Origin of the sequence: Pseudocoprococcus catus (assembly GCF_019734885.1) — a bacterium.
GTDB lineage: Bacteria > Bacillota > Clostridia > Lachnospirales > Lachnospiraceae > Coprococcus_A > Coprococcus_A catus.
Window position 1 is genome coordinate 127,463 of sequence record NZ_JAAXCM010000032.1, and the last position, 6,208, is coordinate 133,670.

4 protein-coding genes are annotated in these 6,208 nt (G+C 44.4%); all 4 read left to right on the forward strand.

Annotated features, from left to right (window positions below; genetic code table 11):
• Nucleotides 1-105: 105 nt before the first annotated feature.
• The 4 genes from HED67_RS09380 (at nt 106) to HED67_RS09395 (ending at nt 6,134) form a co-directional block, all read left to right on the forward strand.
• The gene (locus HED67_RS09380) at nt 106-765 is read left to right on the forward strand and encodes a DUF6198 family protein (protein ID WP_221718125.1); all 660 of its coding nucleotides are present in this window, start codon (nt 106-108) and stop codon (nt 763-765) included.
• A 128-nt stretch (nt 766-893) separates the two neighbouring features.
• Nucleotides 894-2,750 (forward strand): ATP-dependent nuclease, encoded by a 1,857-nt coding sequence (locus HED67_RS09385; RefSeq protein ID WP_178440669.1) that lies wholly within the window; start codon nt 894-896, stop codon nt 2,748-2,750.
• Nucleotides 2,751-2,976: 226 nt separating this feature from the next.
• A complete protein-coding gene (locus HED67_RS09390) occupies nt 2,977-4,212 on the forward strand; it encodes a helix-turn-helix domain-containing protein (protein ID WP_221718126.1) in 1,236 nt (411 codons plus the stop codon).
• 32 nt (nt 4,213-4,244) lie between these two features.
• Nucleotides 4,245-6,134: a carcinine hydrolase/isopenicillin-N N-acyltransferase family protein gene (locus HED67_RS09395; protein ID WP_221718127.1), complete on the forward strand. Its 1,890-nt coding sequence runs from the start codon at nt 4,245-4,247 to the stop codon at nt 6,132-6,134.
• Nucleotides 6,135-6,208: the final 74 nt, after the last annotated feature.

The window sequence follows — 6,208 nt, forward strand, 5'->3', positions numbered from 1 at the left end:
ATCTTAGGATGAATTTTATCTTGATAACGCAATAAAATAGGTATATAATTGCTCTGGTGTTTCCGGCACTTTTATTTTTTACTATTTCAGAAAAGAGTGATTTTTATGTCAACGAATGATAATAAAGCCGTACTAAGAGGCGAATTGGCTCTGGTGCTTGTCGTCGTCATCAACAGTCTCGGTGTCCTTCTGATGCTACATTCAGGTTCCGGTATATCGGCTATTTCAAGCGTTCCCTATGCCTTTAATCTGGTACTGCCAAAACTTTCCCTGGGCACATGGACTTATATTTTCCAGGGATTGCTGATCTGTGCTCTTATGCTCATGCGCCGCAAATTTGTTCCGGCTTATTTATTCAGTTTTGTTGTCGGATTTGCCTTTGGTGAGATGATGGACGTTCATGAACTCTGGATCAATCAGCTGCCTTTAAACTTTCCGCTGAGAATCTTCTATTTTGTGCTGAGCTATCTCATCCTTTGCTTCGGCATTGCACTTTCCAACCGATGCCAACTGCCGATTATCCCAACAGACCTTTTTCCGCGTGAACTTATGGATATCACAAAGCAGCCGTACTCCAGAGTAAAAATCAGCTATGACGTCACCTGCCTTGCCATCACAACCTGCATGACCTTCTTCTTCCTTGGTCATATCTCCGGCCTTGGCATCGGCACTGTGCTGGCTGCCTTTACTATGGGGAAAGGTGTTGCACTGGTTGGTGAACAGATTGACAAGAAAGCATCCTTTGTATCCTTTCTTGAACATTAATTAAGATCTATACAGCCGCAAACCGGCCCAGCCCTTTAGAAACACAGCTCTAAAGGGTATTTTTATATCCCTCTTCAGTCCTTTGTATGATATTCTTATAGTATAAATTATGGAAAGGACTGACTGCCTTGCGTCTCAAAGAACTTAGGATCCAAAATTATAAATCTATCAGTGATCTGCGGATGACTGATATTGAAAATGCCCTGATCCTCGTGGGCAAGAACAATACCGGCAAAACTGCCATTCTCGACGCCATCCGTGTTGTCACTGGCAATTGTGCCATTGAAATGGATGATTTTCAGGAGGATTACGCCAATATCGAGATCTCCCTCTGTCTGATTTTGAACGACAATGATCTGCAAATACTTCATCATGCCGGCAAAATCAGCACCTACCGCCGATTTGATAAATGGTTTCAGGACTTCAAGAAAAAACTGCCATCCTATGATGAGACAGAACACGCCCTTTCTTTCACATTTATTGCCAATCGGGATGGCAAAACCCGTTACAGCGATGGTTACCAGAAGAATAATATCTGGATTCCCCGCCTGCTGCCGCCGGTCTACTATCTTGATCCTCAGCGCAATCTTAGACAATTTCAGGATGATCTGCTGCTTATGCAGGAAGACAGCCTGTTAAAGCAAATGCGTTCAGGCTGCTGCCTGTTCGATTCTGCCAAGCCATGTACTCATTGTTTTTCCTGCATCGGCCTGATTAACCAGAAAACACCACCGGAACTGAATGCTTTTGAAGCCGCCAAGCTTCTGGACTATAAGCTTTACCAGCTGAATCTGGATGATTTTTCCCGCAGGGTCAATGCCAACTACAGAAAAAACGGTGGTCAGCACGAAATCATTTATTCCATGAACCGTGATATTGAACAGATGCTTTCCGTTACAGCTGAAATCGCCGATGACAAGCAGAAAAACCTTCATCCTATTGAACATATGGGCAAAGGCATGCGCAGCATCTATATGCTCTCCCTGCTTGAAACCTATGCAGAAGATGACACACCAACACCCGGTATTATTATGGTAGAAGAACCGGAGCTTTTCCTCCATCCAAAGCTTCAAAAGCTGTCCGGTGACCTGCTTTTCCGGCTGTCCCGCAAAAATCAGGTGATTTTTTCCACCCATTCACCAAATCTGCTGCCCAATTTCAACAGCCGTCAGATTCGGCAGGTGGTTCTGGATGAAAATGGCTATTCCACTGTCCGTGAACATACCGATATCAGCGTGATCCTCAATGACCTGGGATACAGCGCCAACGACCTGATGAATGTAGATTTTGTTTTTATTGTCGAAGGCCGCCAAGACAAAAGCCGCTTGCCGCTGCTGCTGCACAAATATTACTCCGAGATATACGATGATGAAGGAAAACCTTCCCGTGTGGCCATCATCACCACCAACAGCTGCACCAATATCAAGACCTACGCCAACCTGAAATATATCAACCAGATTTATCTGAAAGATAACTTCCTGATGATCCGGGATGGCGACGGCAAAGATGCAGATATGCTGAAACACCAGCTCTGCCGCTATTATGATGAGCGCAATATCAGCGATGTTGATCATTTACCGAGAGTGACAGAGAAAAATGTCCTGATTCTGAAATATTACTCCTTTGAAAACTACTTTTTCAATCCGGAAGTCATGGCACAACTCGGCATCGTTCCAAGCCCTGAAGCTTTCTATGACATGTTTTACGAAAAATGGCGGGAATATCTGTATCGACTTTCCAGCGGCGAAAAGCTGGTGGCAGCCATCGGTCACGATCTGACTTCTCCAGAAGATGTCCGTCAGCATATGGAAGATATCCGCATTCATATGCGTGGCCACAATCTTTATGATACATTTTATGGACGATACAAGGACTGTGAAAACGATCTCCTGACCCGCTACATAGATATCGCCCCAAGAGATAATTTTAAAGATATTCTAGATGCCATTGATCATTTTATCTACTTTGAAAACCGACGAAAATAATACTTTCAAAATCCCCTTTAATGCAATCTGTGCCAACTCATTAAAGGGGATTTTCGTTTGCAAATATGCAATTGCAAACACGCAAAAGTTCAGAAAAAAGCTTTAAAAATTACCATTTTTCTGAAAAATCGGACGATGTTGAAAACATTTATCCGTGGTATAATCATGTTGTTAAATAAGTAGATACCCAACTTAAATTTATGTACATAAAAAGGGGGACGCCCTTATGAAACCACAAGCAGATTTAATTTTAACACCCGGAAAACGTATGCAGGCTTTATGTGAAGCCCGGGGCATTTCCAGAAAGGAACTGGCCAACCGGCTGGATATCGCCCCATCACAGGTCAGTCGTATTCTAAATGAAGACACCAAGTCCATCAGCAGCGACATTTTAATCAAAATGGCCACTGAATTTCATGTATCCACCGATTATATCCTTGGTCTGGAACAAAAAAAGCAAATGGAAAGACACATTCCGATGCGGCTGATGAGCACTTCCTTTAAACCGGGAGAATGCCTGATGCTGGTTAATCAATTAGAAAACCCGGCTTCCCGGGAAATGGCTTATTGCGAATATTACTATTTCACAGGCCAGCACGACAAAGCTGTCAATCTGACGGTATTATATCTGAATCATCCGGATCCAATGCTGCGGCTTTCAGCCTGCCTGATCCATACCTTTGCCAATCTTTCTTTAAACCGGATCAATGCGGCAAAGGGCGGCCTAAGAAACCTGAAAATCCATTTAAACCAGATGATTGCCGACAACAGCGACCGTCGGACAACTGCCATGAGCATTTTTGTTGCCATGGCAGCCCAGACACTGCTTCATTTGCCGGTAGGCAAGATTCCGCCTCTTTCAGACTATCTGACAGAACTGCCAAAGGGCATGCGGCTCTGGGGCTGCTATGTTCTTGCCCATGAAGCTTACCTGGCTCAGGAATATGAGAAATCCCTGGGTATTGTGCAGACCTGCCTGATGCTCAGTACAGAAATCTATCCGATTGCCATGATCTATCTAAATCTCATGGGTGCCATGGATGCCATGAATTTAAGGCAGCCGGATCTGGCCAGAAAATATTTTATGTCTGCCTGGCAGCTTGCACAGCCCGATGGTCTGATTGAAGGAATCGGGGAACATCATGGACTATTACAGGGTCTCATCGAAACATGTATGAAGAATGATTATCCTGAGGATTACAAGAAAATCATTCAGATTACTTATCAATTCAGTTATGGATGGCGGCGTATCCACAATCCGGTTACAAAAGAGGATATCGCCGATAATCTGACAACCACCGAATTCACCATCGCCATGCTGGCCAATCGCGGATGGACCAATACGGAGATTGCAGATTATATGACCATGACTGTTCGAACCGTCAAACAACATTTATCATCTGTATTCAATAAACTGAATATAGACAGCCGCGGACAACTGAAAGCTTATATGCTCAAGTAACCTTTCGGCTTATCAAAAAGGGGGATTTGTTTATGAAAATGAAAAGAAAAGCACTGGCATTTTTGCTGACACTCTGCATGCTATTTGTCCTTATACCGGCTCAGCCTGCTGCTGCCGATGAAAGTGATGGAACACTCCGGGCCTTAAATGAAGAGAAAACTTTTTATGCCATGGACTACCGGTATGATTACCAGATGTCCGAGTTGCTGACCCACAATATTCATGACAGCAATGATTTAGTCAAATGGGTAGTTTCTCATCTGATTAGTTCCAACAAAGATCTTTCATACAGCATTAACATGGGGGACGGCGGTGCCTGCAGTGCCTTTGTTGCACAGGATAACAATGACAATATCCTTTATGCACGCAATTACGACTATCTGCAGTCAGCCAAAAATGTCCTGATGCATACCTATTCCAAAGACGGTTACGAAGCCATCGCCATGGCAGCTGGCGGTTGGATTGATATCGACGGTGTTGATCTTTCCGATAACCCGTTGCTGATGGCACTGCCTTACCTGGCCATGGACGGTATGAACGAAAAAGGTATGATGATCAGTGTTCTGAAGCTGGACGGCGAAGGTGCCCAGCCGGAAGATTCCTCTCTCATTCCTAATCTTTTCGTTCGTCTTGTTCTGGACTATGCAGCCAATGTGCAGGAAGCCATCTACCTTCTGCATGATTACAACATCCGCACTTCTATGACCTATTCCAACTTCCATTTCTTTGTTGCCGACAAAACCGGCGAATACGGTATCATAGAAGTAACTCCTGGTAAGGGCGATGTATCTATTCAATACGACAGTCTCAACGACAGCTATTCCACTAAAGGCGGCCGCCAGATAACCAATTTCTATCAGCTTTACCCTTCACAGGACGAAAATTTGGATGACGGACTTCATGGATTTGACCGCTATATGCGATTTATCCGTCATTTATCCGACTGCGACTACACAATGTCCAAAGAAGCAGCGATGGCATTGTTATCCGAAGCCTATCAGGACAATACCATTGATGCAACCCATGAGACCCAATGGAGTGTTGTTTATTCTCCGGCAGATATGACTGCCAGCGTCAGTGTACGCACGAATGCATCCGATGATAAAGATACATTCTATACCACACAGTATGATTTTGATCTAAGCCTTCTTGGCTCAGGCGAAAACCAAACATTTGTTTTTAATCCGGTTGTTTCTAGCCTGACACCACAGTCTGCAAACGCTGATACCGGTATATATGGCGAAGGCGAACGCACTTTTAACGTCATCTCTCACACCCAGACAACCTATGCAGGTGGTCAGGTAATTTCCGAACTGGAGATTTCTGATATCAACGGTGACTGGAACGAAAAACAGATCATCCAGACATTGAAAGATGCCGGTATCCAGTCTGACCTTTATAAGATTTCCTATTCCACCAATGATCAGACAGCCGTTGTCACTTTCAGCAAATCCACTGCACGTTCAACTGAATCCGCTCATTTTGGTACAACGGAATTTGTTACTTTTGACGGTACACTGCAGGGATTAATTACCGCCATCGACGCGGACGATTGTGACCAGATGATGATTCAGGCTCAGGGTGATATCCGGGTTCCTGCCGATACGAATGGCGGTGATACGGCTTCTATTACCGGTTCCGGTCAATCGGTTGTATTGGAAATGAATGGCCATCGCCTTTACAATGATGACGGCAGCAGTGATTTCTCCATATCCCTGAAAAATCTGCACCTGGCCATCAATATGGATACCTCCCTTGTAGATGCCGGCATCTCTCAGATCAATCTGGATGACCATGGCTATATCGTCTGCAATGCAGATGCTTCCGATGGTTTAACCGCCATTACCTCCAACTGGGATGACGCTTTAATCGGCTACGGCACCTGGAAAAACGTCGGAGAAATCTCAGTTGACAAAATTTGATCTGACCCCAAAAAGTTAGACAAATTTGAGAGCTAAGCTACAAGGGATTGAATCCTGTATTGTACAGGACTCAG